Here is a 24583-nt window from a genome sequence, read left to right on the forward strand (position 1 = left end):
TAAAGGACTAAGCAAAAAATGAACTTAAGAAGTTCCTATACTTATTCCAAGGTAACTGGAAATATTACTAAACATATTAAAAATATTAAGATCAGAAACCTCGGAAGTTTTGAATAACTGCTTACCATTCTTTATCATTATTAGGCTAGGGAAGGATTTTAATTTCAACAGATTAATCACACTACCATTTCTATCTATATAAAACTCAAGATCGCTTTTATTTCCTCTTTTTATTTTATTTAATCCACTTATTATAGATTCTTCTTGTTCTTGTTTAATATTTCTACCATCTATAACTATAATTTGTTTGATATTATTTTTATCCATCAAATCATGTACATTATTCATTTGAAATATCATAAGGTAATTTTCTCTAGAAATAGGTAAATTTTTAAAATCTATAGAAAGAAAAGCAATTATAGAAGGATCTTTCATTTTCCTAATATCGATTACTTTTTTATTCTCTCCATAGACTTTCATTCCTCTTCTACAAATTTTGCAATCCTTAAACCAGAAAATATAAATAACTGGAATAAAAACAAGCAAAGCAATAAACGTTGTGTATTTTTTTAATATTTTCTTAAGCATCCCTACATTGTAGTATAGTTTTTATTTTTTTTACATAAAATTCCTATTAAAAAATCTTTAACAGTAAAAAAAGCTTGAGTAGAAAATATTTATAGTAAAATATAAAAGAGTATTAGGCACAAATACTACAAATAGTTTAATTAGTGTTAGTATTGTTTAAGATTTGAAATTTTAGATCGAGTTAATCTTGCTTTAGATTGAATTAGCCTCATTAAATAACATAAGAAACAATTCATAAATTACATAAAACAAAGCTATGAGCAAGATTATATAAAGTAAAATCACTTATAATACTTAATCATTCATATAAATTATACAAATAATTTAAATAACTAAGTAACGAGATTTTATTTAATTATATTGGTAGATCTTCGAATTCATTTCCAGAAGATTCAAAGTCATTTCCACCTTCTGAAGTTCCTTCGTTTGCTTTTGATCCAAGTACAGAAATATCTGAAGGCTCTATGTTTATGGAGCTCATAGATTTGTTGTTCTCATCAGTCCATGTAGATTTCTTTAATTTACCTTTAATAAAAACCTTTGAACCTTTGTTGATTTTTCTCTCTGAAAGCTCAACTAAGTAAGGATTGAAAGATATTATTTTAAACCAACTAGTTTTAGAATTTTTCTCACCAGTTTCTTTATTTGTCCAAAATTCTTCTACAGCAATTGGAAATGTAACAAACTTACCTTTTCCGCTGTTCATTTGCTTTATTTCTGGATCACTGCCCACATTACCAGATACTATTACCATGTTTATAGAAAACGCCATGAGGGATTCTAGCATAAAGCATATGTTAATAGAAAGATGTAATGTTTTCTCTATACTAAATAAATAAATATTAATTCAAAATAAACATAAATTTAAATAAACATGATTTTGCTATAAGAAGATGAGTCACTAACCTGTAATTCATTTACGGACATACACAGTGCATCAAGCCTATCTGGAGATTTCTTTGAAGGAAAATCAATCATTTGCTGTTCAAGTTTTTCAAATTTATTCACATGAATAACTTTGTTTTTTTGGTACAAACAAGAAATAGGGGCTGCTCTGTTTTTCTTACTTTGATAGCTCCTCTTAGAGAGAAAATCAACGTCTCGTAATTCACTTCTGATCAATTGCTCTATCATATCTCCACCTTGATTGTTTTCAGCTATGATTCTCACATTCCTACACTTTTCTTTGTATTTTTTATACAAATCTACACAAAGAGCAGGCCACTGATTAACTCCCCACTTTCCACTACAATCTTCTAAAATATAAATCTTACCATTATTAAGCTTCATTCCAACTATAATTCCAGTTTCATCACTATTATCTTTACTTGTTATAGCTGGATCAATTGAAATAACTATTTTTTCTGACATTCTTATATCCAAGTTATCTAGACTTTCATAAACAAACATACTTTGATTCCAGAACTCAAACTCTTTAACTATTTCTCCATCTAATTCTTGCAACCCAAAATTAGTACTAGAATACTGACCATAAACATTCTTCAAAAAAGTTTCTGAAAGGTTTTCTTTGTTTTCTAAAGTTTTACCTTTTGTAACAAACACATTTTCTTGTTTCATTAATTTATCTAGCAAACTTAAATTACGAGGTGTAGTTGTAATTATTGTTTTAGGATTCCCTAATCTCATTGTCATCATGAGCTGATCCCAAACCTGATCTACATTGCTAAACTTTGCTAATTCATCTACCCAGGCTAAATCAAATTGCGGTCCTCTTAAGCTTTCATAAGATTCTGAACTATGTATTTCTGCAACAGCTCCATTTTTCCACTTTATAATATTTTTAGATTCTAAAAACTTAGGCTTATTTCCTTCAGGGTATATGTTTAGCAATCCACTATTCCCATTTATCATTATTTTTTTAACTTCATCTATAGTTCTTCCTAACAAGCAAACTCTTTTGTAGCCTTGTTCTATCAATAACTTTATGGATTCAGCTCCAGTTCTTGTTTTTCCAAAACCTCTTCCAGCCATTATTAACCATGTATCCCAATTTGATTGTGGAATTCTCTGAGATTCCCTAGCCAAATTGTTCCAATCGTACTGCTTTTTCTTTTTATGAGAAAAGGAAGTAAGCATATTTCTTAATTTGGATAATTTACTAGATAAGCGTCTTGGCATACATAATTTTCTTGATATGCTAGATAATTTCTCTGACATTGATAACTCTTCTGATACAGTTAAGTTGTTTTGTTTGTTTATTAGTTCTTGCTTTGATTCGTTTTTTGTTTCATTTAAAATTTTAGTTCTTTCATATTCTTCAGTTGTAATCACATATAATATGATACATTTTCATACAATTAATTTTCAATTTTGTTTCTTGTATTTAGGGAATATTTTATTCAAAAACAATCCAATATTTGAATAGTATTATGGAATTTTCTCAACAATAAAGTAAAATAGTTTTGTGATAAAGAAATTAGAAATTATGTTTAGAAGGTTAGATTTAAGGACATTTTTCCCTTTTGTAATGTTTTTCCTAATAAGTACATTTTTCATGGCAGCTTACATACCATGGAACATATCAATATTCAGACATATAATCATATGGGTTGTAGGTTTTTTCTTAATAAATTTCATTACGAAAAAAGGGTATGATTCATATATAGAAATTTCTAGAATACTGTTTTTTATATCTGTTTTCTTAATTATATTTACTTTTTTCAAAGGAACAGTAACAAAGGGGTCAAAAAGATGGATAAGCATTGCTGGACTTTCTATACAACCGTCCGAGTTATTAAAGAGCTCATGCATAGCGATATGTGCAAATTATATATATGAAAACAATTTAAAACATTTCTTTTTATCTTATTTTGTTTCTTTTATTTTATTAATAACTCAACCTGATTTTGGATCAACATTACTTTTAGGATCTGTAATGATAATTCAGCTTTTATATTCTGACTTTAAAAAAGAAAAGCTATATCCACTGTTTTGGCTAGGATTAGTATTCTGTATTTTTGTAATAATATATTTCCCACATGTCAGAATTAGAATAAAAAACTTCTTCTTAGGAAATGAAAACATCCTAGAGGGTGGATACCAAGGATTTAGGTCTGTACAAGCAATAAAAAACGGTGGACTGCTAGGGTTAGGATTAGGAAAAGGCGTGTTTAAAAAATACATTCCAGATGCTTATTCTGATTTTATATTTTCTGTTATAGCTGAAGAACTAGGTATGGTAGGGTGTTTCCTAATTTTGTACTGTTTTGGATATATAGTTTTATCAAATGTAAGAAAATCAAAAATACTAAAGCCATACCCAGAATATTATTTGATCTTAAGCTCTGTTTTTGTGATTTTTATACAAGCCTGGATAAATATGGCTTCTGCATTATGGATAATACCTACAAAAGGAATAACATTACCTTTTATAAGTCATGGAGGAACATCATTGTTAATCTCATTTTGGACAATAATTCCTATTTTCATATCAAACAAAAAATATAAGAAAGCTAAGTTATCTCAATGCTTTGGAATGGAATGCTCTTAAATTTAGCTATTTATATAATGAAAATATAAAGTATTTCTATATTTCACAAATTATTTTTGTAATATTACTGTCATTTAAGTTCATATCTTCAATTTAAACTCATATCTTCAAAAGAAGTAAAAGTAAATTTTAGTAATTTAGTAATTTAGTAATTTTCAATTAAATAATAAATAATAATTGGTAAGAAGTTTGATTAGTACAATATTTAAATTAATACTAAGCCAATAAAAACTAATACAGTTATGTAGTTAATAGCTGTTGGTTAAGTAAAATTAAATAGTAACAAAACTCTAAGATAACTTTAAAAGTTAATAATAGCTTTAAACTAAAAGCCTCTAATAAACTGCTTAATGTAAGTTTAATCAGTAAATCACTCAGAGGCATTTAGTGATTTTTAAAAATCAGATTCCGTGTTTAGTAAACGTCAGATCCAGTTTTTGGCATTGGAGGAGCAGATGGTTGATGCATTCCTTCATTTGAGTAACCAGACATTCCATTTATTTTTCCTGTAACATGTGATCCTACTGCACCAGTTACATTACTTACACCAGTTACATAACCTGTGTGAGCAGCATCTTTTGCTCTTCCATAGAAGTTGTTAGCTGTGTTTTTCAACCCAGAAGAATCTCCTGTTGTTGTGTATTGAGCAACTCCTGTAACTACCTGTGAAACTTTATTTGGGTCAAAGACTCTATTTTTGTAATTTCCTTCATCCCAAGTCTGTTTTGCACTATTGTAAGCTACATTTCCTGCTTCAGTAGCAGCTTGTTTTGCTTGTGATATAGCATTTTGTCCAGCTTGTGAGTTTATAGCAGATCTTCCTGCGTTGTAAATCCCGTGACCAGCATAGCTAGCTCCTTGGTAAGCTACGTTAGCAGCAGAACTAGCTACTTTTGTTGCTCCTTTAGCAGCACCTTTAGCAGCACCGTAAGCACCTCCAGCAGCTTTTTTCAAACTACTTCTAAAACCTGCCTCAGCATTAAAACAGCAAAGACCTAATATAGCAAAAGAAACGAATTTTTTCATGTTCATAAGTAAAGAACCCCTTCTAAAACACAGATTAATTTCTTTTGATTAAACAAAAGTAAAATAATATACAATTATATAAAAATATTAAATTACATTTTATTCAAAATTATAACTAATTTTTATTTTAGAAATAGTTAATATCACTACTGCAATACGTATTGGTTTATAAAAATATAATCTTATAGGCAATTTTACTTATACAATAATAATGAATATATAACATGATTATACTGAGTGTTTTGGTGATTTCATTGATAAATTTAGTTTATTATGCCAACATTATTTGTGGATAAAGATAATAAGTATCACAAAATATATAAGCAAATGCTTCTTGCTAGAAAATTCGAAGAAGCAACTGTTCAACTTTACAGAGAAGGACTAATAAGAGGGTTTTGTCATCCTTATATAGGACAAGAAGCTGTTTTAATTGGAATAAATTCAAAAATGCAATCTCAAGACAGCATGATAACAGGATATAGATGTCATGCACATACAATCATAGCTGGATGTGATCCTAAATCTGTAATGGCAGAGTTAACTGGAAGATCGACTGGATGCTCAAAAGGTAAGGGTGGATCCATGCACATGTTTTCTATAAAAAACAGATTTTATGGAGGTCATGGAATAGTTGGAGCATGGACTTCTTTAGGAACTGGAATAGGATTTTCACATAAATACAAAGAAGACAATGGAGTTTGTGTTGTATTTCTAGGTGATGGATCTTCAAATCAAGGTCAGTTTTTCGAATCTATGAATATGGCTTCTTTATGGAATCTACCAGTACTTTATATAATAGAAAATAATGGATATGCGATAGGAACGTCTGTAGAAAGATCTGCTGCTGGAGGTCCATTACATAAAAGAGGTGAATGTTTCGGAATTGACTCAGAAGAAGTTGATGGAATGGATGTAGAAAAGATGTCAGAAGCTGCAGATAGAGGTTTAAGCATAGCAAGATCAGGAAAGCCATATATTATAGAAGCTGCAACTTACAGGTTTAGGCCTCACTCAATGTCAGATCCTGACAAGCACAGATCAAAAGAAGAAATAGATAAGTACAAAGCTTTGGATCCAATTTCTTCATATGAACAAAAGTGTTTAAAAAATAAATTCATGACCGAAGATGAAGTAAAGCAAATCAAAAAAGAAGTTAAGGAAATTGTTTCTGAATCTGTAAAGTTTGCGAAAGAATCTCCATTTCCAGAAAATCATGAAATGTTTGAGGATCTTTATACAAAATCTTTATAAAAAATATGATTAATTAGAAATCAATCAATAAAACATAGATAAAAAAAATAAAGAATCAGCAAATCGAGAGAATAAGATTTAGTACAAATAAAAAAACATAGGAGTGAAAATGAATTCAGAAAAAGTACCTGTAAGAGTAGCACTTAGAGACGCAATGGCAGAATGCATGAGAGAAGATGAAACTGTTTTTGTAATGGGAGAAGATGTTGCACATTACGGAGGAAGTTACAAAGTAACTGAAGGATTGCATAAAGAATTTGGTGATAAAAGAGTAATCGATACACCAATATCAGAAATGGGATTTGGTGGAATAGGTGTTGGAGCTGCATTATCTGGATTAAGACCAGTTGTTGAATTCATGACATTCAACTTTGCAATGCAAGCTATAGATCATATTATAAACTCTGCAGCAAAGTCTAGTTACATGTCTGGAGGAGAAGCTGTTTGTCCAATAGTATTTAGAGGACCTAACGGAATGGCAGCAGGAACTGGAGCTCAGCATTCACAATGTTTTGCAAGCTGGTACGCACATTGCCCAGGATTAAAAGTAATTTCTCCTTACGACTCACATAGCGCTAAAGAACTACTAAAGGCATCTATAAAAGATCCAGATCCAGTTGTATTTCTGGAACAGGAACTTATGTATGGAGAAGGTTTCGCACTTACAAATGAAAAAGTAGAGATAGGAAAAGCTGCTGTTATTAGAAAAGGGACTGATGTAACTTTAGTTTCATTCTCTAGAATGGTTGGTTTTGCACTCAAAGCTGCAGAAGAATGTGAAAAATTAGGAATTTCCTGTGAAGTTGTAGATTTAAGAACATTAAGACCTATAGATGAAAAAACAATAATAAGCTCTGTAAAGAAAACTAATAGGGTTTTGGCTATCGAAGAAGGTTGGGCGTATTCTGGCATAGCATCAGAGGTTATATCTATAGTAAATGAAAAGGCATGGGATTCATTAGATGCTGAACCACTAAGGGTTACGGCAGAAAATACATTACTCCCTTATGCAAAAAACTTAGAAGAACTTGCAGTACCTACTGTAGAAAAAATAATAAATAAAATTAAATACTTAACTAACAAAATTTAATCTAATAAATATTATTAATATTAAACTATTAATAATTGTAAATCTTATTATAAACCTCAATATAAATATGTTTTTTAAACTAATTTTCATACCATTTGCATTTATACAATTAATATTAAACCGTTATTATATAATAAATAATAAGTGCTTTGTGCTTAGGTTACTTTTGCATGCCAGATATGTTATAAATTTTAAATGCCTATTTCAATCAAAATGCCAGTGTTATCACCTACAATGAAAAAAGGATCTCTTACAAAATGGACTGTAAAAGAAGGACAGGAAGTGAAAATAGGGGATATAATAGCTGAAATTGAGACTGATAAATCTGTAATGGAGTTTGACTCTATAACAGATGGAACCATAGCAAAATTACTCGTAAAAAATGGTCAAGAAAACATACCTGTCGGATCAATTATAGGGTGGATTTTAGAAGAAGATGAAACAATAGCAGATTTGGAAGATTATATAAAAACCAACCCTTCAGAAAATGAGAATTTAGAATCTTCTAATGAAAAAAATAATAGTTCTAACGGTTGCTTAGAAAACACAAAATTAGCAGATAACCTGAGCTCTGTAAGAAGTGATATAAATGTAGGAGAAATTAACGTAAGCGACTCTAATGACAGAAGTGATTGTAATTCTACAAAACCTGGCACTGACTTTAATACTGATTCTTTGAATAATTCAAATACAAGTCATGCTAATAGAATAAAAATCAGCCCCTTAGCGAAAAGATTGATTAGTGGAAAAGACATTGATTTAAATAATATAAATGGAACAGGTCCAAATGGTAGGATAGTAAAAGAAGATGTTGTTTCTTACCTAAAAACAAAACCAAACCAAACTAACTCTAGATCAGCAGTTAGCTCTAGAAGAAATGATACCAATACAAATTGTCAAATGTTCTCTGAACATGAACCAAAACATACCAAAACATCTCTCTCAGGAATGAGACAAGTTATTTCAGATAGAATGTCTTTTTCAAAGCAAAGTATACCGCATGCTTACTTAAGGCTTAGCGCAGATATTTCAAAACTTAAGTCTTTGAAATCTGATCTACAAGAAGATGGATTAAAAACGACTATAAATCATTGGATATTATTTATGACTTCAAAAACTCTTAAAAAGTTTCCATCCATGAATTCTGCTTTGTTTGTCTCTGAATCTGAATCTTATGTTAAAAACTACGAAAATATAGATCTAAATTTTGCAGTAACGATAGATGGTGGATTGATTACTCCAGTAATTAGGAAAGCTGAACAAAAAACTTTGGAAGAAATAGTTTCTATATCATCAGAATTAGCAGAAAAAGCCAAGTCTGGGAAATTACAATCCCATGAATACCAAGGAGGAACTTTTACAATCTCAAATCTAGGAATGCTTGGAATAGAGTCCTTTGATGCTGTGATAAATCCTCCTCAAGGAGCAATATTGGCTGTAGGTTCTGGATTAAACAATAGAATAAATCTTTCTTTGTCCATAGATCATAGAATAATAGATGGATATGATGCTGCTCTGTTTCTTAGAGAACTAAAACAAAATATTGAAAATCCAATCAGAATAATAAGATAAGGTAGTGTTAATCATATATATTGTATAAAATCATAATTATATAGAATAAAAAGGTTAAGATTAAAACTCTAAAAAATTAAAAAACAGTTTATTAAATCGACATCAACTAATAATAAAGGAAGGCTTGAAATGTTCAGAGTAGTCATAGAAAAAAGCGAACTAATAAAATCCCTTAGGGTACATCAACAAATAATAGACAAGAAACCAACTCAAATAATTTTCTCTTATATTAAATTAGAAGCAAAAGACAATAGTCTGGTTATAGAAAGCACTGATGGAGATACTTTACTAAATCACAAAACTAAAGTGGATATAATAGGTGAGGGAGTTATAACATTGCCTGGAAACATGTTTTATAATTTAGTAAGAAAAATATCTGACACTAAAATAGAAATATCTCAAACCTCGACTCAAAGCGCTTGCGTAAAATATAAAAAAGGATCTTTTGATTTAGAGGTAATAAATCATGAAAAGTGGCCTAAATTAACCCAACAAGAGCACCAAAAATGCTTCTCAGGAAAATCAGCAGAGCTTATTAAAATACTTAGAGTATCAAAAACATCTATATCATCAAATGAAGCAATTAGATCTTCTTTTAATGGAGTTTTGTTGGAATGTAATGGTGAGGATGTAGTATTCGCATCAACAGATTCCTTTAGAATGTCTATATATTCTCGAGATATAATCTCAAATGAAGATTTACAAAAAAACAATACAAGCTTAGAAGTGTTTAATAAATTTAAATTTATGATTTCTAAAAAATTAGTAGAAATAATTTTAATATTACTTGAAGATTCTACTGAACTAAGTTTCTACAAAAATGAACAGCATGTAAAAATAGAATCTAGTAATTTTTCTTTAACAAGCAGACTTTTACCTGAAAATTTTCCAAAAGACTATCAAAATCTAGTACTAAAAAATGAAGAAAGCTCGTTTGAATGCTCTTTGGAGGATTTAAAGGAAGTATTAGATAGAGTTTCAACTATTTCTATGGACAGTTTGAAAAATATATCTGTAAACTTGAAATCCAAAATGAATCTAGAGTGCTACAATGACAATTATGGATCAAGTAAAGAAGATATAGATGGAATTCATTTGGGAGATGAATCTTCATTTAAAATACAATTTCAAACATGGATGGATTTTCTAAGAGCATTTAATTCTGGAAATATAAAAGTAGAATATCATGGAAAAAACAAACCTATAATTCTAAAAAGCATGCAAGAGCCAAATTTCGTATACATAACCTCACCAATAGAATAAATCTATATTAAACAAATTTGAGATAAGACATTGAAATGAGATAAAACTTGTAATGAGAATAAAAATAATAAAACCTAAATTCATTATTAGTTTATTATTTTGTTATTGGTATATTATTAATTCAAATTCACGATTTGTTCACAAAGCTTGTTCACAATTTGTAGATATAACCTAAGCACTACAAAAACACATTTGATAAAATTTGATAACATGTATTTGAAATTAAATTATATAATCAAAAGTATTTAACATAAACTAAAGGCTTATTAAATCTAACTACTCTCCTGTACAGATTTTCTGCCTCTTGAGAATTTCTGATCTTGTTTATTAGCTCTATATTCAAATAATTACTATCTATTACAAAGAATATTTTATAATAACCTTCTTCAAAAACTATTTCTGAAAACTCACCTAAAAATGTATCTTTTATTACTTTCGTATTTTTGGAATTTAATTGATACTCATGTATTGGCACTGTGAATACAGAATAATCCATTTTTATAACTTCTGAGAAATATTGTTCTTTTTCTATTTTCGCAACTCTTCCTTTAAATCTCTCTAAATCTAATTTCTTTTTAGATTTTATAAGAATGACATTAAAACTTTTTATTAATTTACTGTGATTTAACTCAACTTTAGACTCATTACCTTGATTATTATTTACAGAAAGAATAGACATTTGACCAATTATCATTCTTATAAACTTTTGTTTAATTTCATGTTCAGAACTTATAATAGAGCCTAAATATTTTTCTAGTTCTTCTTTATTTGACATTTTTGACAAATTTTGTTCAGTTCCAACCAAAACAGCTTCACACTCAACTAAGAAATCTACTACATTGAATTTTCTTAAAGATTGAGCTGGCATAAAGTTAGGAACTTTCATCAACTCAGAATAAGCAGAATCTAAGAATTTACTTATTCCATCTAAATCACTTTTTGTATAATTTAGGTTTCCTATTTGTACATATTTTGATTTTTTGTTTACTGAATTCTTATTTTCTTTTTTACTAACAGAATTTTTTAATGGAGTAATGTTTTTGGTTTTTGTAATTTCGTTTTTAGACTCTGCTCTAGAATTGCTTTCCCCAGAAATAAATACAGTATTAAGCAGTGTTATAAAGAATAATAATAAGTACATACTTTTTATTCTATTGCAAAATAAGATAAATATTAATATTAAATCTAAAATTAAAAAAAATTCAATTACATGTAACTTATATATGTAATCCCAAAATCTAAAACAAAATATACTATATAAGGTAATCATTTGACCTTTTTCTATAAAACATATACCATGACTAGATAAATTTCCCCTCAAAAATCGAAAGGAATGTAATCTTATGTCAGCACAAGAGACTGAAGTTACTAATTTAAAAAACAAAAACTCTAAAGAAAATTCTGGGACAAATATAAAAAGTCCCACAAGAACAATATATTCTACAAAAAAATCTCCGATAAAAAGAAATTCTACTAGAAACTTAATTCGTGAAAATTCAAATTCATCAACAAAAATAAATCAACCAACATCATTGAAAGAAGAACAATTAAATTCAAATGAACGGGGCATAGAAAAATCACATGATATGAATACAAAGGAAGATATTAAAAATCCTGAGATTGATTCTACAAGCTCTTCAATAAATAATGATGATCTACCTACAAATGAAATAGATCTCAACAAAAATATAAACAAAAAGAGTAAAACTAAAAACAATCAGAATGAAAGCAAAAAGAATACCTCTGAACTAAATGAACCTAAGTTAGAAGAAAACAAACCTGTTGAAAAAAAGAGTGTAAAAATAGATTTGTGCAAACTTAGAAGCAAAAAACCTATGTATCTAGCTGAGCTGGCTGAAAGTTTAAATATAAATATAAACAAATTACAAAACAAAGATTTGTTGGTAGAAATATTAAGATCTTACTCTAAAAATGGATATGAAATAAAAGCATATGGAAGTTTAGAAATTATAAATGATAGCTTTGGGTTCATTAGATATTCTTCTGAAGATTACACAGCTTCTGAAGATGATATATATGTTCCACAAAACATTATATTTAAATATAGCTTAAGACCTGGGGACAATATTTGCTGTACTATCAAAGTTCCAGAAAAATCAGAAAAAAATTATTCTATAAAGACAATGTTGTCTATAAATGAAGAACCTCCTAAAAGGTTATTAGGAAGATCTACATTTGAATCTCTTACATCTTTGTACCCAACAAGGAAAATAAACCTAGAAATAGAAGATAAGAGCTCTTCTTCTAGCTTAAGAGCATTAGAGTGTATAGTTCCGATAGGTTTTGGACAAAGAGCATTGATAGTAGCTCCTCCCAGAACAGGTAAAACAATATTATTGCAACAAATAGCAAATGCAATACACCAAAATCATCCTGAAGCCATTTTAATAATACTTCTTGTAGGAGAAAGACCTGAAGAAGTTACAGATATGCGAAGATCTGTACATGGAGAAGTTATAAGCTCAACTTTTGATGAAGTTGCTTCTAGGCATGTCAAGGTTGCAGAAAGAACATTAGAGAAAGCAAAAAGATTAGTAGAATCTAAAAAAGATGTCGTGATATTACTTGACTCAATCACCAGATTAGCAAGAGCTTACAACACAGTACTTCCTTCTTCTGGTAAGGTTCTAACAGGTGGTGTGGATGCATATGCTTTACAACACCCTAAGAAATTTTTCGGTTCTGCTAGGAACTTAGAAGAGGGTGGTTCCTTGACAATAATTGGAACAGCACTTGTAGACACTGGATCAAGAATGGATGACATAATTTATGAAGAATTCAAAGGAACAGGTAATGCAGATATAGTTCTTGAAAGAAAATCAGCTAACAAGAGAATATTCCCTGCTCTGGATATCAGCAAATCTGGTACTAGAAAAGAAGATCTTCTTAGAAATGAAGTTGAACTTTCTAAAATGTGGTTATTTAGAGCAGTTACTGCTGATATGGAACCAACTGATTCATTAAATTTGCTTTTAGATAAGATAAGAAGCACCCCTAATAATGCTGAATTTTTCAAAGCTATGAATGGAATAAATAAAAGATAAATAAGTTAGCAAAGTCTATGCATAAGTAGAGATCACATAAGCACTTGGTAAGCAAGCAGCTTATTATGGTAAGCAAACAGCTTATTATGGTAAGCAAACAGCTTAGCTTATTATGGTAAGCAAATAACTGATATAGTCTGAAATTATATAAAAAATATAAAAATGGAACAACTTATATGAATACACATAAAAATATTTTGTACATAGATGAGGTAGGGTATGGGCCAATAGCTGGACCTGTAGTTTGTTGTGGAATTTTAGGAAAACACATAGAAAACTTTCCAATACAAGATTCAAAAATGCTTTCTAAGAAAAAAAGGCATGAAATTCTAGGTTATTTATTTTCCAAACATATTTGGTCTATTGGTTGGGCAGATCCTCAAGAAATAGATCTAAAAGGTATTAGAAAAGCTACTGACAATTCTTTTCAAAGAGCAATCTTAAACATTTCCAGAAAATATAAAATAGATAAAATAATCATAGATGGAAAATATAAACCAAAGTTAGATTGTACGTACTTAGATTTGTATAATAATGAAAGAAATTTAAAAGATATAAAAATAGAATCCTTAATAAAAGGGGATTGCAATAATATATATATTTCTCATGCTTCTATTATAGCAAAAGAAATGAGGGATTTTTGTATGAAGAAAGTAGATCAGCCATTTTTATGGCAGAAAAACTCAGGATATGGCACTGCAGAACACTTGCTTTTGATCAAGAAATTTTCTACACACAAAATGCATAGAAGAAGCTATAATTTTCCAAGATAAATTCACTACCTTCCTTGGTAATTATTGTAATAATAGCTGAGAACATAAAAAACATACGAAGTGTAAAAAATCAATTCAGATAAATATTTATTTAAAGAAATCGTAATTTTTTAATTTTATACTACCTTAAAAAAATACGCAGTTAAGTTTATTATAATATAAAAAAGATTAAAAATGGTTATAAAATCATGAAAATCACTACAACATATTATAAAAATAAATTATAATTAGTCCATGTTTTTAAAATCTTTATTACTTTTTACTACACTAGTTAGCACATCTTTAAGTTCTAAAACTTATGTTTCAAAATCAAGACAAGCATTCAATGCTAATAGTGGAACAAAGTTTTCTTTAAAACTATCAACTGAGATGGAATCAATTTACTCTTCACAAGATGAAAAGCCAGTAAATTATTTAGTCTCTAAATCAAAGGTTGCAGATGAGACAGCTTTAAATAACATAGAAATAAAAATCAGAGATGGATTATTAACAGAAAAAGTAGATAAAAAACCTTTTGATAACCTTTATTTCAAAATAGGCAAGGTAGTTTTCGGACTCTCACATGAAAATGAATCTAAACTTACATTTGGAATAGAAACAAAAATAAAATTAATTCCAGAAAATTTTGCTGTAAAGAATCTATACGTTTATTTCAAGCAAGCTTATGGAAAAAATGACAGCCAAGATTTATATATATGCTTAGGATCATTGAAAGGCGCAGAGGATGACATAGCGTTCTACTCAACTTCACTTATTTCAGATAAGTTTGAAAGCTTTTTCTCATCAAGAGAGACATTGCCATCTCCAAATGTAATTTCCTCACCAGTTTCAATGACCACCTCTGGAGATGCAGCAAAAATCTATTTGAAAAACATTTCTAAAATTTCATCAAAAGATACATTAAAAGTAGGACTTAGCTATGCTCCAGAAGTTGGAAACATGGGATCTTCCTATACAAATACTAAGATCAACAAATATAGTAAAAAAACCAATCATGTAGCCTTTGCAACTTGTTTAGAAAAATCAGTTTCTGATCATGATACGATGATTCTTGGTGCAAACATTGGTTCATATGCAAGACATAATAATGAATATGCTTTATTTAATAGAAACACTTGCGCAAACATTGGAATTGGGTATAAAAACAGCTCATTTTCTGCAGGAACTAGCTTCCAATACAATTTCTCTAAAGATGTAGAAAAATATTTAAAAACAATTGATTTTCAAGGCTTAACAGAAGGTAAAACCAAAAATTCAGAGGAGCTTTTATTACTGAACCATGATAAATCCAAAGGAAATGGTGGTTCTTCAGCTTGCTTTACGTTAAGATACATTTTCCCAAGAGGTGTTCTTCATAGATCAGAGTTTGCTTTCTCATATTTATTTTCTAGTAGAGAAACTGAATTTTCAATAGATTCTCAATCAGTACTTGCAACATCACATGTATTTTGTCTTGGTTTTTCAAAGCCTGTACATAAAAATGCAGATGCTGGAATAAGACTAACTATTAATAGAAGTCAAAACAAAGCAGACCTAGTGGAGAAAATCTATTCTGAAGTCTGTAATGGAAAATTAAATGATTCTGAGAGAACTTTAAATCATATGAAAGAATCCAATGGATTAGAACTTGCATTTTTCTTAAAAGCTAAGCTATCCAAAATCACTAAATAATTCGTGCTATCAGAAAGGTTTTTTAAATGAATTCTAAAATAAGAACTAAAAAATCCTTAGGTCAACATTTTTTGACAAACAAGTTTGCCCTAAACAGAATAGCTGAATCAGCTTTATTACCAGTGCTTTTAAATGATGTAAATGCACTTTGTCAGATAGTAGAAATAGGGCCAGGAACTGGTAATCTGACAAAATTTCTAATAAAACATGGTGCAAAAAAACTATTAGCAATAGAAAAAGATCAAAGATTTATTGAAATAATCGAAAGCATTTTTGAGTCAGAAACTGGTAAAGAAAAAAATTTAGAAGATTGTAAAAAAGATTATAAAATAATTCTAAGAGACATATTAGATTTTGATTGGAAGGATTTACATAATAAAAATACAGTAGTTGGAAACCTACCTTATAATATATCTGTAAAAATAATAATAAACTGGCTCAAATTCTCAAATAACTCAAATTTTGGGATTTTCATGGTTCAAAAAGAAATAGCACAAAAAATAATTAGTAAAAATAAAAACACTTTTGGTAGGTTAAGTATAGTCACTGATTTTCTTTCATCATCAAAAGAAACTTTGCTTGAAATCAGTCCAAATTCATTTAGCCCACCACCGAAAGTAATGTCTCAAGTAATTAAAATAACTCCCAAGAAAAACTTCAATTCAATGGTTTTGGAAGAATTGGATTATATAACAAAGTTATGCTTTAGCAAACCTAGAAAAACTTTAAAAAACAATATAAGCCCAGATAAATTATTAACTGAAATATTTGCAAAAGTTGTAGACATTGATAAGGTTAGGCCATCTGAAGTGACATCTATCCAATATCAACGTGTAGCTGAAATTTACTTAAATGAAAGTAAATCATAGTTAACTAAACCGCTACTCATAAAAATTAATTTTTAATCATATATTTACAAACAATGAAAATGTACACTTAGAAAATATTGTATATTATTGTAATCTTTTGTATAGAGCTATAAGCCATAATAAGTAAGGTAATTCCATAATTAAATAAAACCCTATTTAAAATTATTTTCAAACATGAGAGTAATATAAAAAATCAATTCATCAGATGATAAACATTAGGAAATATACAGAAAGCAGGCACTGTAGGATTCGAACCTACGACCAACTGATTAAAAGTCAGTTGCTCTACCAGGCTGAGCTAAGTGCCCCCTGTAGAGCTTAATTATATTTTTTTTAGACCTCTATGTCAATATATTGGATATAAAATGTAATCTTAATCTATTATAAAGTTCCATTATTCAAACTCTTCTTATCAACAAAATATAAATAGTAAATTCTGTAAAATAAACATAATAATCCACTTTAATTCTATAAGAACTTTATTTTAAACCTATATAAACTACATAAATAGAACTTATAAAAGAACTTTAAGGGTTATGTTTATGAATTTAATAACAGGGTGTTAATAAAGATTACCTCCGGAGAGATTCGAACTCTCACATTCTAGGAATAGCAGATTTTGAGTCTGCCGCGTCTACCATTCCGCCACAGAGGCAATGAATCATTTTCTTATAAAAATCTTTACATGTCAATAATATGATCTAAAACCATAATACAAATAGGATATATTGGTAGAAACTACTAGTCATAGAGCAATTAAGCTAGAAAATAATGTCAGCGCATTAAAAGATACCCACAAATATATTACAAATCATTAAAATAAGATCTATATATAAAAACTAAACTTATAAGAAAATTAATTCATAAATTTATAATAATGCTTCTTATAAGTAATATATCTATACTTTTTTACTTTTTTATGTAGTTATAAAGAATTTACATCCACAATTTAATCAGTGGTAAATTTTATTACAGGAAATATAATTTATCAGAAATTTGCAGATTGTACATTTTGTTTATTAGATTCTTTAATATCTTGTACAATTTTCTTTTCATTTTCATCAATGAAGTATGAAATATCCACTTCTGTGCCAGGATTTAGATCATAAAAGTTAATTTTATTTTCTCTGATTGCCTTTCCAGGTAGAAACACATCATAGTTATCAACTCTTACAAATCCATAGTCATCTATTTCGTTAAACCATTTAATGTAACCTTTGCATTCTTGCAAGTCCATTTTCTCAGATTTAGAACCCAAAACTTCATGTACTGCAATTACTTGAGGTTTCTGCATATGTCCGTTCAAATTTATATCACAAACTATATTAGATGAAGGGGATAAAACAAGGTCTTTTTTGAACAATAGCAAAACAGAAGAATGTATAAAAATATCCTCCTTGATTTGCTCATTTACAACAAAACCATATCCCCTTTTAGCTTTAAACCATTTTACTTTACAATTAATGTTTTTTAGTAAATTAGGCGAAAAAGAGTACAAGTCGTTCAATTTCATATCCTCCTTAAATAAATTTTAATAATAGAAGGATTATGTCATTGTTTTACAAACAAAACAATAGCAAAATAGAGACTCTCACGTATTTTTCATATGATCTTCAGGAGAATATATAGATATTTATTCTTCCTACATTTCCAAGTTGGCTGGGAAACCTGGATTCGAACCAAGATTACCTAATCCAGAGTCAGGTGTTCTGCCGTTAAACTATTTCCCATTTTTTTTGCACAACCCTAGTTATCATATACAAAAAATTATTCTTTACAACCCTTTTTTAGTAAATTTTTCAATATTTTTATAATTATACTAAAAAACCATAGCTATTTTCAAATAATTGCACTAGATATTCTATTAATACATTTCTTCATATCTATACAATATGCTCTAAACATGTCTAATAATTCTAAAAATAAACAACACACAGCTCTACAGCTCTAATACAACTCTAAAATTAACCTGTAAATAACTAAAAGATTATTAAAGTATATTTTTAATTATACTAAACATAGCAAAAATTATAGAAAATAAAGAAACAGCTCCATAAGCTAAATTTGTAAATGTTTTCTTGTTTTGCTTCAGCACAACTGAGAAAAACGCAAAATTAGCAAAAAGGTATATAGAAAATGTCATTAACACTAAAATCTCTGTCATAAGCTCGAAATGACTCAGAATACTCTCTTGATAAGTTAAAGTTATAAATAAAGTAGATAAAACACTAGAAATCCACAAACCAATCGCAGGAGAACCGAATTTATTCTGTTTTGCAAATATTCTCGGCATAAGCCCTTCATTTGCAGAATCTTGTATTATTATTCCAGAAGTAAAAACCCACCCATATATCGTTCCAAGTATTAACATGACAGAAAGGGCTCTGATGAAATATCCTACATAGCAAGAGTAGCTATTTGGAAGTATAAAACATAACAAATCTGCATAAGGAGATGTGGAGCTGGACAAATTAGGTATTAACTTAACCATAACCCAGAAACCTAACATGTATATCAAAGATATTATACATAAGCTTAAGGTTAATGCCCTTGGTATATTTTTCTCAGGATTTTCAACTTTTTTGGAAATTATTACAGCGGTTTCTATTCCTAAGAATGCCCATAAAGCTATAGGAATTCCTTTATAAATTGCCTGATTAAAATCATAAACTGGTGGAAAAGGTATTTCTGAAAAATATGCTTTATAAAAACACATCATAGGGATTACAAGCAAAGGAATAACCTTTATAAAAGCAACAGCAATCTCTATGATTTCTACCATTCTTATATCGAATGAATTAGCAAGTGTTATTAATGACATGATTAAAAATGAATAAAAGAACACCTTAGAAAAAGAAATGCTATAAAGACCCATATAAGAGAACAGTGTAGCTATCATTGACCCGTTACCAAAAACAACAGAAAGCCAATACACAAACGCAGCCACTGCTCCAGCTTTTTCTCCAAACATGCTTTTTATTGGACCATGCACTCCTTGACAACCTGTCCAAGTTTGCAGTTTAAAGAATACCATACCTATAGAAAACATAGCTAAGGCGCTCAAAAAGTATGCATAAATACCAAATGAACCAAATCTTGCTAAACTAGAAGGAAGCAACAATACACCACTCCCGATTATATTACCTATTATAAATGAATTAAGTGATAGGAAGTTTATTTTTTTTCGCACAAACAAAAATATCACATGAAAAACAAAATAGAAAGTGCTTTCTACTAATAATCTCCAGTATTTTTAAAATAGCTTCAAGAAAAAGTTATAAAAATGTAAGTAAAACAAATTCAGATCATAATTTCTACATAAAAAGCTAAATAAATTTTATAAACAGAGCTAAAAATTATACACAAACTCAAAAAGAGTTGACAAGAATGCTATATGAATAAACTAAATATATTATTAAATTCTTTGACTTTATTACTTCATTTCTAGAAAACGTAATAATAATGATCTAATAAATGAGAACATTGTCTAGATTTTCAGGTAATTAAATAGGGGGTAGGGAAGCAGACATAATAATCAACTCACCATATGATATTTAAATTATATAACTTTTTTAGAAATTTATTTTCTAAATATTATATTATTACTATGTTTTATGTTTGAATTTTATACACTTTTATACATTTATACATGAATTTCATCTCAGTAAGTCTTACTGAAAATTCTATTAAATAGCGTTTTATTGTAACTATATATAAAGCAAAGTTTAAATATTTGTTATTTTAACTGGGTTGCTTTTATTTTTATCAGAAGCAGATGACTTTCTGCTCAGTTTTGTAGCTGGTTTAGGAGCTACATTTTGCTGATTTTTGCTTCTTCTTGAAGTAGATTTTTTATTTTCAGTGTTGTTAGCCTCAGCTGTTTTTACAGTATTTTTTACTGATTTCTTATTTTTAGAAACAGATCCTATAGCCTGATTTCTTGACACTTCTGGAGAATTACTAAAAAGTCTAGTAACTTTCTCAGGAGTTACACTTGTTGATCTACTTAATGAAGCAGAAACAGGGGTTCCAAAACTCTGCATGCTACTTTTTCTACCAAATAAAACTCCAGAAACGTTAGAACCTTTTCTGCTCAAATCTGAACCACTCTGTTTTCTAACTACTTTTTTTCTTAGCTTCAAAAATGCATTAGGATTACTTTCTGCATATTTTATAGCTTGATTTGCTAAATTAATATTTAAATCTGTGGAAATATTTTTATTATCAACTGATTTAACCATTTTTCCAAAAACTTTACTATCAACGATGTTTTGTATCAAAAGTTCAGCACTGTAATCTTCTTTTTTATATTCAGAGCTATTTTCTGTAAGTATAAATTTAACAAAAATAGCTTTTTTCCAAATATTCTTTAAAGAAGGTACAGCGAATTGTTTTTTAAAGTCTTCAAATTTTCCATTCAATGAAATTTTATTAAGCATTTCAAAGTTCTTTTCATTAAACAAAGACTTATATTCTTCAGTGCTTTGCAAAGCTTTTTGATCATTAGAAAATGCTGTGTAACTATGGCTCTTAGAATTTTCTATCTTTAGACGATTAATTGCATTTTTTAAATATTCATCTTTCAATTCCTCTTTTTTGTTTTCCAGAGCTATCATTTGATTTTTAAGTGTACTTTTTTGCTTGTCTGTTAGTTTTTTAGAATTCAATTCTTTAACAGATAATCCTTGTAAAGCAAAGTTTTCTTCTGCAGTTTCAATTTCCTTTAAGAAACCTTCACTAATTTTGCTTAACTTCAATTCATTTACTTCAGAGTTTAACTTTACATTTAATTCTTCAGACTCATCTCCAGATTTTCCACTGCTAGACTTACTTTCTACAGCTACAAAAGAAGAGTTTCCTGACCCATTAAGGCTGTCTGTTTTTGAACTTTTAGGTGTTACAGTGCCATTTGATCCAGATTTTTCTAATTCTGCTTGAGCTTTTTGTAATAATTCTTCTGTTCTATGAGTTTCTGCTCCAGATTTACTCTTATTTATATTGCTATCTGTTTTATCTGAGTTACTCTTAAAACCTTCAATAGTTCTCTCTGAATTTTTTCCACCATCCATAGAATCTCTAGGAGTTTGTGGCAAAACACCTCTTTGTGGACTTGCAGCAATTGTTTCAGCTTCAGCATTAGTTTTCAAATGGCTTTGAACCTGATCTCTTTCTTCTTGATCAACAGAATCAACTTGTCTTGCTGATCTATCAGTTACTTTTCCATTTCTATCGCTCATTATATATCCATCAGTATTGCTAGGATCTAATAAAGGATTTTGCTGTCCTTGACCAATTGTAGAATTGAAGCTTGATGTAAGATTTATACCTCTCTGAGTTTCTAACATATCTCCTCTATTTGTACTATTTATACTTTCTGGAGAAGCAGTTGCATAAGAATAATTCCTATCAACGGAACCAAGTGGAAGGGTAGGTACCGGAGATTGTGAAGGATTTAGAGGTGGAGATGATTGGGTTCCTCGTTCTGTAGTTTGTACAGGAATTCTAGGTTCTGGAGAACCTGATCTAATCTTACTTGTCTCTCTACTTAAAGCAAACTCAGAGGCTCTAGCTGGACTTCCTGCAAAGCTAGTTCTGCAAGACAGTATTGCGTTTAATATTTTTCTCTCTGGTTCGTATGCTGCATCTGAAAGCCTTGCATTAGAAACAGATGCTGCAAGATCATCTAAAAATACTGCGCTACCACTGCCCTGTGTTTTATTGCTTTCATCTAAAATACTATCAAGAACTTTTGCTTCTGAATTTTCTAATTCATCTTTCACAGACTTAATTTCTGTATCAGACAAATTACATCCCCTGATCATTTCTCTTAAATCTTCAACTAATAAACCTTCATTTGTTAATGGAATGCTAGCTAAGGTAGACAAAACGTGACTCTGCTCGAACAAGTCTACTGAGGCAACATTATCAAGGTTATCTCTAGAAATTTGAATTATATCATCAGAAAATCTACTTGCTAACCTTGCTCCATTACCAAGATCCTCAGAAATATTTTTATTCAGCTCAGGTCTTGAAAAAGATTTACGCGCTGCATCAGATGCATTTTTCAAAGAACCTTTTTCTAATATAGATCTTTTAGGATAAAACTCCCCATCCCAATCATTACGAGAATATGAAACAGATCTAGCTCTTCTTCTTTGTGAACCTGAATCACTTAATCCACGTACAAAATCATTTCCAGCTATATTATGATTATCAGAATTTAAACTTAGATCAACTTCATTTTCAAACCCTTCTTCAAACCTTTTTCTAGGAAATGAGCGTAAAATACCTTCGGAATCTGTATTCACAGAAACTGAAGAAAAACCCAACTCTGTTTGTATGCCAGCATCATTTGATGAAATTTTTCTTGCAGAATTCATTTCAAGACTAGATTTATAAAAATCTACTAGAATTCCATTCAACTCACTATCTCTTTCCAACAAATCTCTTACTAACTCTTCTTTATCAATAATTAGATTTAGTCTTTTTTCAAGATCTGCTGCAACACTTTCTTTTGTTACTTTTTCAATCTCTGTATTCTTATCAAGTAATTCTTTTTTATTTTCTAATGATAATTTTACATACTTAAAATCAGACAACATTTTTTCAAGACTGGATCTTTCTTCTTGTACAATAAATGCACGCTTCATATTTCCTTGTTCAATAAGACTTGCTAATCGTAAAGAATTTAATTCTGTGTTTAATTTTTCTTTAGCTTCAGAAACTTCTTTATTTAATTTGGCTTTAGTTTCTGAAGATTTGGTCATATTTTCTGAAATATCAAAATCTTTTGTTTTTATATCATTTTCTAATTGCTCTATTTTTACTGTTTTTTCTTTAATGTCATTTAAAAGTTCATCTTTAGATTCTTGTAATGTTTTTAATTCTGCTTGCAAATTCTCAGCTTTAGCATTTAACTCTGCTTCTAAATCTAATTTTTTCTTTTGCTCTATCTCAAGTGTAGTTTTTAATTCATTTGCCATTTTTTCCACTTCAGCTTCTTTAAGAATTTCTTCGTTCTTTTTAATTGTTGTAGACTTTTCAGAACTTTCTTTAAGTTCATCAAGCTCTTTCTGAATCAAAGATAGGTTTGTAGCTTTCTCAGACAATTCAGTCTTTAGATTTGTTAATTCTTTTTCTAATTTTTGCTTATTTTCCAAATCTTTTTCTAGATTTTCTTTGGACTCTTTTAAAGTTTTTAGTTCTGATTGGAGTGCTTCGTTATTTTTCACACTTTCTTCTAAAGAATCATTATTAGCAGTTAATTCTTTACCTGCTGTTCCTAGTTTTCCTTCAAGTGCATTTTTCTCTTTAACCAAAACATCCATTCTACACTCAAGTGCATTTTGTGTTTTTCTAAATGAGACCTCAAGTTCTGCAACACATTTTTCTTTTAAAGCTAACTTTTCTTCTAATTCAACAATTTTACTCTCAAGTACATCTTGTTCCTTTATAGAATTTTCAAGTTCAACACCTTCGTTTGTAACAGTTTCTAACAAACGTTCATTCAGCTTTACACTATTGCTGGTCCTAACATTATTTTTCAAATTAAAATTTACAGCATTTAAAACTCTGTTAAAGTCTGAGCCTCTTAAGAAACATTTGTCAGCAACATTATGTCTAGAGTTAAAAGATAAACCTTTGGTGCCTTTTTTGTAGTCAAATCTAACTCCATCTTTATGATAAAAGAAAGTGCCGTTATCTTCTCTTTTTATAAATCCAACTAAGTTTTTATGACTCTTGGACAATTTTCCAAAATCTTCATTAAAGCTTGCAAGAGCATTTTCATTTTTTATTACAAACCCGTTATTTAGGTCAAAATCCGCGTTTACTATGCTTGTACACACTGAAACAGTCAAACAAAAGCGAAAAAAATTTCTTTTCATATAGGAATATTATCATAT

At 29.2% G+C, this 24583-nt stretch carries 16 protein-coding genes, 3 tRNA genes and 1 pseudogene; 9 read left to right on the forward strand and 11 right to left on the reverse strand.

The genetic code is table 11. The features are described from left to right. Positions 1-24: 24 nt before the first annotated feature. The 3 genes from FZC36_RS01505 to FZC36_RS01515 form a co-directional block, all read right to left on the reverse strand. Positions 25-588 (reverse strand): hypothetical protein, encoded by a 564-nt coding sequence (locus tag FZC36_RS01505; protein ID WP_148972233.1) that lies wholly within the window; start codon positions 586-588, stop codon positions 25-27. Positions 589-943: 355 nt separating this feature from the next. Beyond that, on the reverse strand, positions 944-1360 hold the full coding sequence (locus tag FZC36_RS01510) for a single-stranded DNA-binding protein (protein WP_187440080.1): 417 nt from the start codon (positions 1358-1360) through the stop codon (positions 944-946). 92 nt (positions 1361-1452) lie between these two features. Further along, positions 1453-2880 carry a terminase large subunit domain-containing protein gene (locus FZC36_RS01515; RefSeq protein WP_148972235.1) on the reverse strand — a complete coding sequence of 476 codons (1428 nt, stop codon included), beginning with the start codon at positions 2878-2880 and terminating at the stop codon, positions 1453-1455. A 133-nt stretch (positions 2881-3013) separates the two neighbouring features. Here FZC36_RS01515 and FZC36_RS01520 point away from each other — a divergent pair, with 133 nt between their 5' ends. Then, positions 3014-4099, forward strand: coding sequence for an FtsW/RodA/SpoVE family cell cycle protein (locus tag FZC36_RS01520; protein ID WP_148972236.1), 1086 nt, complete (start codon positions 3014-3016; stop codon positions 4097-4099). A 414-nt stretch (positions 4100-4513) separates the two neighbouring features. Here the strand turns inward: FZC36_RS01520 and FZC36_RS01525 are convergent, their stop codons facing one another. Beyond that, on the reverse strand, positions 4514-5131 hold the full coding sequence (locus tag FZC36_RS01525; RefSeq protein WP_148972237.1) for a hypothetical protein: 618 nt from the start codon (positions 5129-5131) through the stop codon (positions 4514-4516). Between the two features lie 267 nt (positions 5132-5398). Here FZC36_RS01525 and pdhA point away from each other — a divergent pair, with 267 nt between their 5' ends. The 4 genes and pseudogenes from pdhA to dnaN all read left to right on the forward strand — a co-directional run bounded on the left by pdhA (position 5399) and on the right by dnaN (position 10301). Further along, positions 5399-6376 (forward strand): pyruvate dehydrogenase (acetyl-transferring) E1 component subunit alpha, encoded by a 978-nt coding sequence (pdhA, locus tag FZC36_RS01530; RefSeq protein ID WP_148972238.1) that lies wholly within the window; start codon positions 5399-5401, stop codon positions 6374-6376. Positions 6377-6494: 118 nt separating this feature from the next. Continuing rightward, a pseudogene (locus FZC36_RS01535) lies at positions 6495-7466 on the forward strand (pyruvate dehydrogenase complex E1 component subunit beta); the annotation flags it as partial. A gap of 195 nt (positions 7467-7661) precedes the next feature. Further along, on the forward strand, positions 7662-9038 hold the full coding sequence (locus FZC36_RS01540) for a dihydrolipoamide acetyltransferase family protein (RefSeq protein WP_148972240.1): 1377 nt from the start codon (positions 7662-7664) through the stop codon (positions 9036-9038). 129 nt (positions 9039-9167) lie between these two features. Further along, positions 9168-10301, forward strand: coding sequence for a DNA polymerase III subunit beta (dnaN, locus tag FZC36_RS01545; RefSeq protein WP_148972241.1), 1134 nt, complete (start codon positions 9168-9170; stop codon positions 10299-10301). A gap of 235 nt (positions 10302-10536) precedes the next feature. Here dnaN and FZC36_RS01550 read toward each other — a convergent pair whose 3' ends face one another. After that, positions 10537-11442 carry a hypothetical protein gene (locus FZC36_RS01550; RefSeq protein WP_148972242.1) on the reverse strand — a complete coding sequence of 302 codons (906 nt, stop codon included), beginning with the start codon at positions 11440-11442 and terminating at the stop codon, positions 10537-10539. A gap of 547 nt (positions 11443-11989) precedes the next feature. On the opposite strand from FZC36_RS01550, the gene rho reads away from it, so the two are divergent. The 4 genes from rho to rsmA all read left to right on the forward strand — a co-directional run bounded on the left by rho (position 11990) and on the right by rsmA (position 16679). Next, entirely contained in the window at positions 11990-13366 is a 1377-nt protein-coding gene (gene rho, locus FZC36_RS01555; protein ID WP_420887542.1) for a transcription termination factor Rho, read from the forward strand. Positions 13367-13542: 176 nt separating this feature from the next. Beyond that, the gene (locus tag FZC36_RS01560) at positions 13543-14139 is read left to right on the forward strand and encodes a ribonuclease HII (RefSeq protein WP_148972243.1); all 597 of its coding nucleotides are present in this window, start codon (positions 13543-13545) and stop codon (positions 14137-14139) included. Between the two features lie 234 nt (positions 14140-14373). After that, positions 14374-15810 (forward strand): hypothetical protein, encoded by a 1437-nt coding sequence (locus tag FZC36_RS01565; protein ID WP_148972244.1) that lies wholly within the window; start codon positions 14374-14376, stop codon positions 15808-15810. A gap of 26 nt (positions 15811-15836) precedes the next feature. Then, on the forward strand, positions 15837-16679 hold the full coding sequence (gene rsmA, locus FZC36_RS01570; RefSeq protein ID WP_148972245.1) for a 16S rRNA (adenine(1518)-N(6)/adenine(1519)-N(6))-dimethyltransferase RsmA: 843 nt from the start codon (positions 15837-15839) through the stop codon (positions 16677-16679). A gap of 234 nt (positions 16680-16913) precedes the next feature. Here rsmA and FZC36_RS01575 read toward each other — a convergent pair. The 6 genes from FZC36_RS01575 to FZC36_RS01600 form a co-directional block, all read right to left on the reverse strand. Then, positions 16914-16987 (reverse strand) — tRNA-Lys (locus FZC36_RS01575). A gap of 265 nt (positions 16988-17252) precedes the next feature. Beyond that, positions 17253-17334: transfer RNA gene (locus FZC36_RS01580), tRNA-Leu, on the reverse strand. A gap of 333 nt (positions 17335-17667) precedes the next feature. Beyond that, positions 17668-18192, reverse strand: coding sequence for a cold shock domain-containing protein (locus FZC36_RS01585; RefSeq protein WP_148972246.1), 525 nt, complete (start codon positions 18190-18192; stop codon positions 17668-17670). A gap of 143 nt (positions 18193-18335) precedes the next feature. Then, positions 18336-18409, reverse strand: a tRNA-Gln gene (locus tag FZC36_RS01590). Between the two features lie 260 nt (positions 18410-18669). Next, positions 18670-19869 (reverse strand): APC family permease, encoded by a 1200-nt coding sequence (locus FZC36_RS01595; protein WP_187440081.1) that lies wholly within the window; start codon positions 19867-19869, stop codon positions 18670-18672. Between the two features lie 535 nt (positions 19870-20404). Next, positions 20405-24526, reverse strand: a complete 4122-nt coding sequence (locus tag FZC36_RS01600; RefSeq protein WP_148972248.1) for a hypothetical protein — start codon at positions 24524-24526, stop codon at positions 20405-20407. Positions 24527-24583 lie beyond the last annotated feature (57 nt).

The sequence above is a fragment of the Candidatus Nesciobacter abundans genome, assembly GCF_008189525.1.
GTDB lineage: Bacteria > Pseudomonadota > Alphaproteobacteria > CAJXXZ01 > 1604HC > Nesciobacter > Nesciobacter abundans.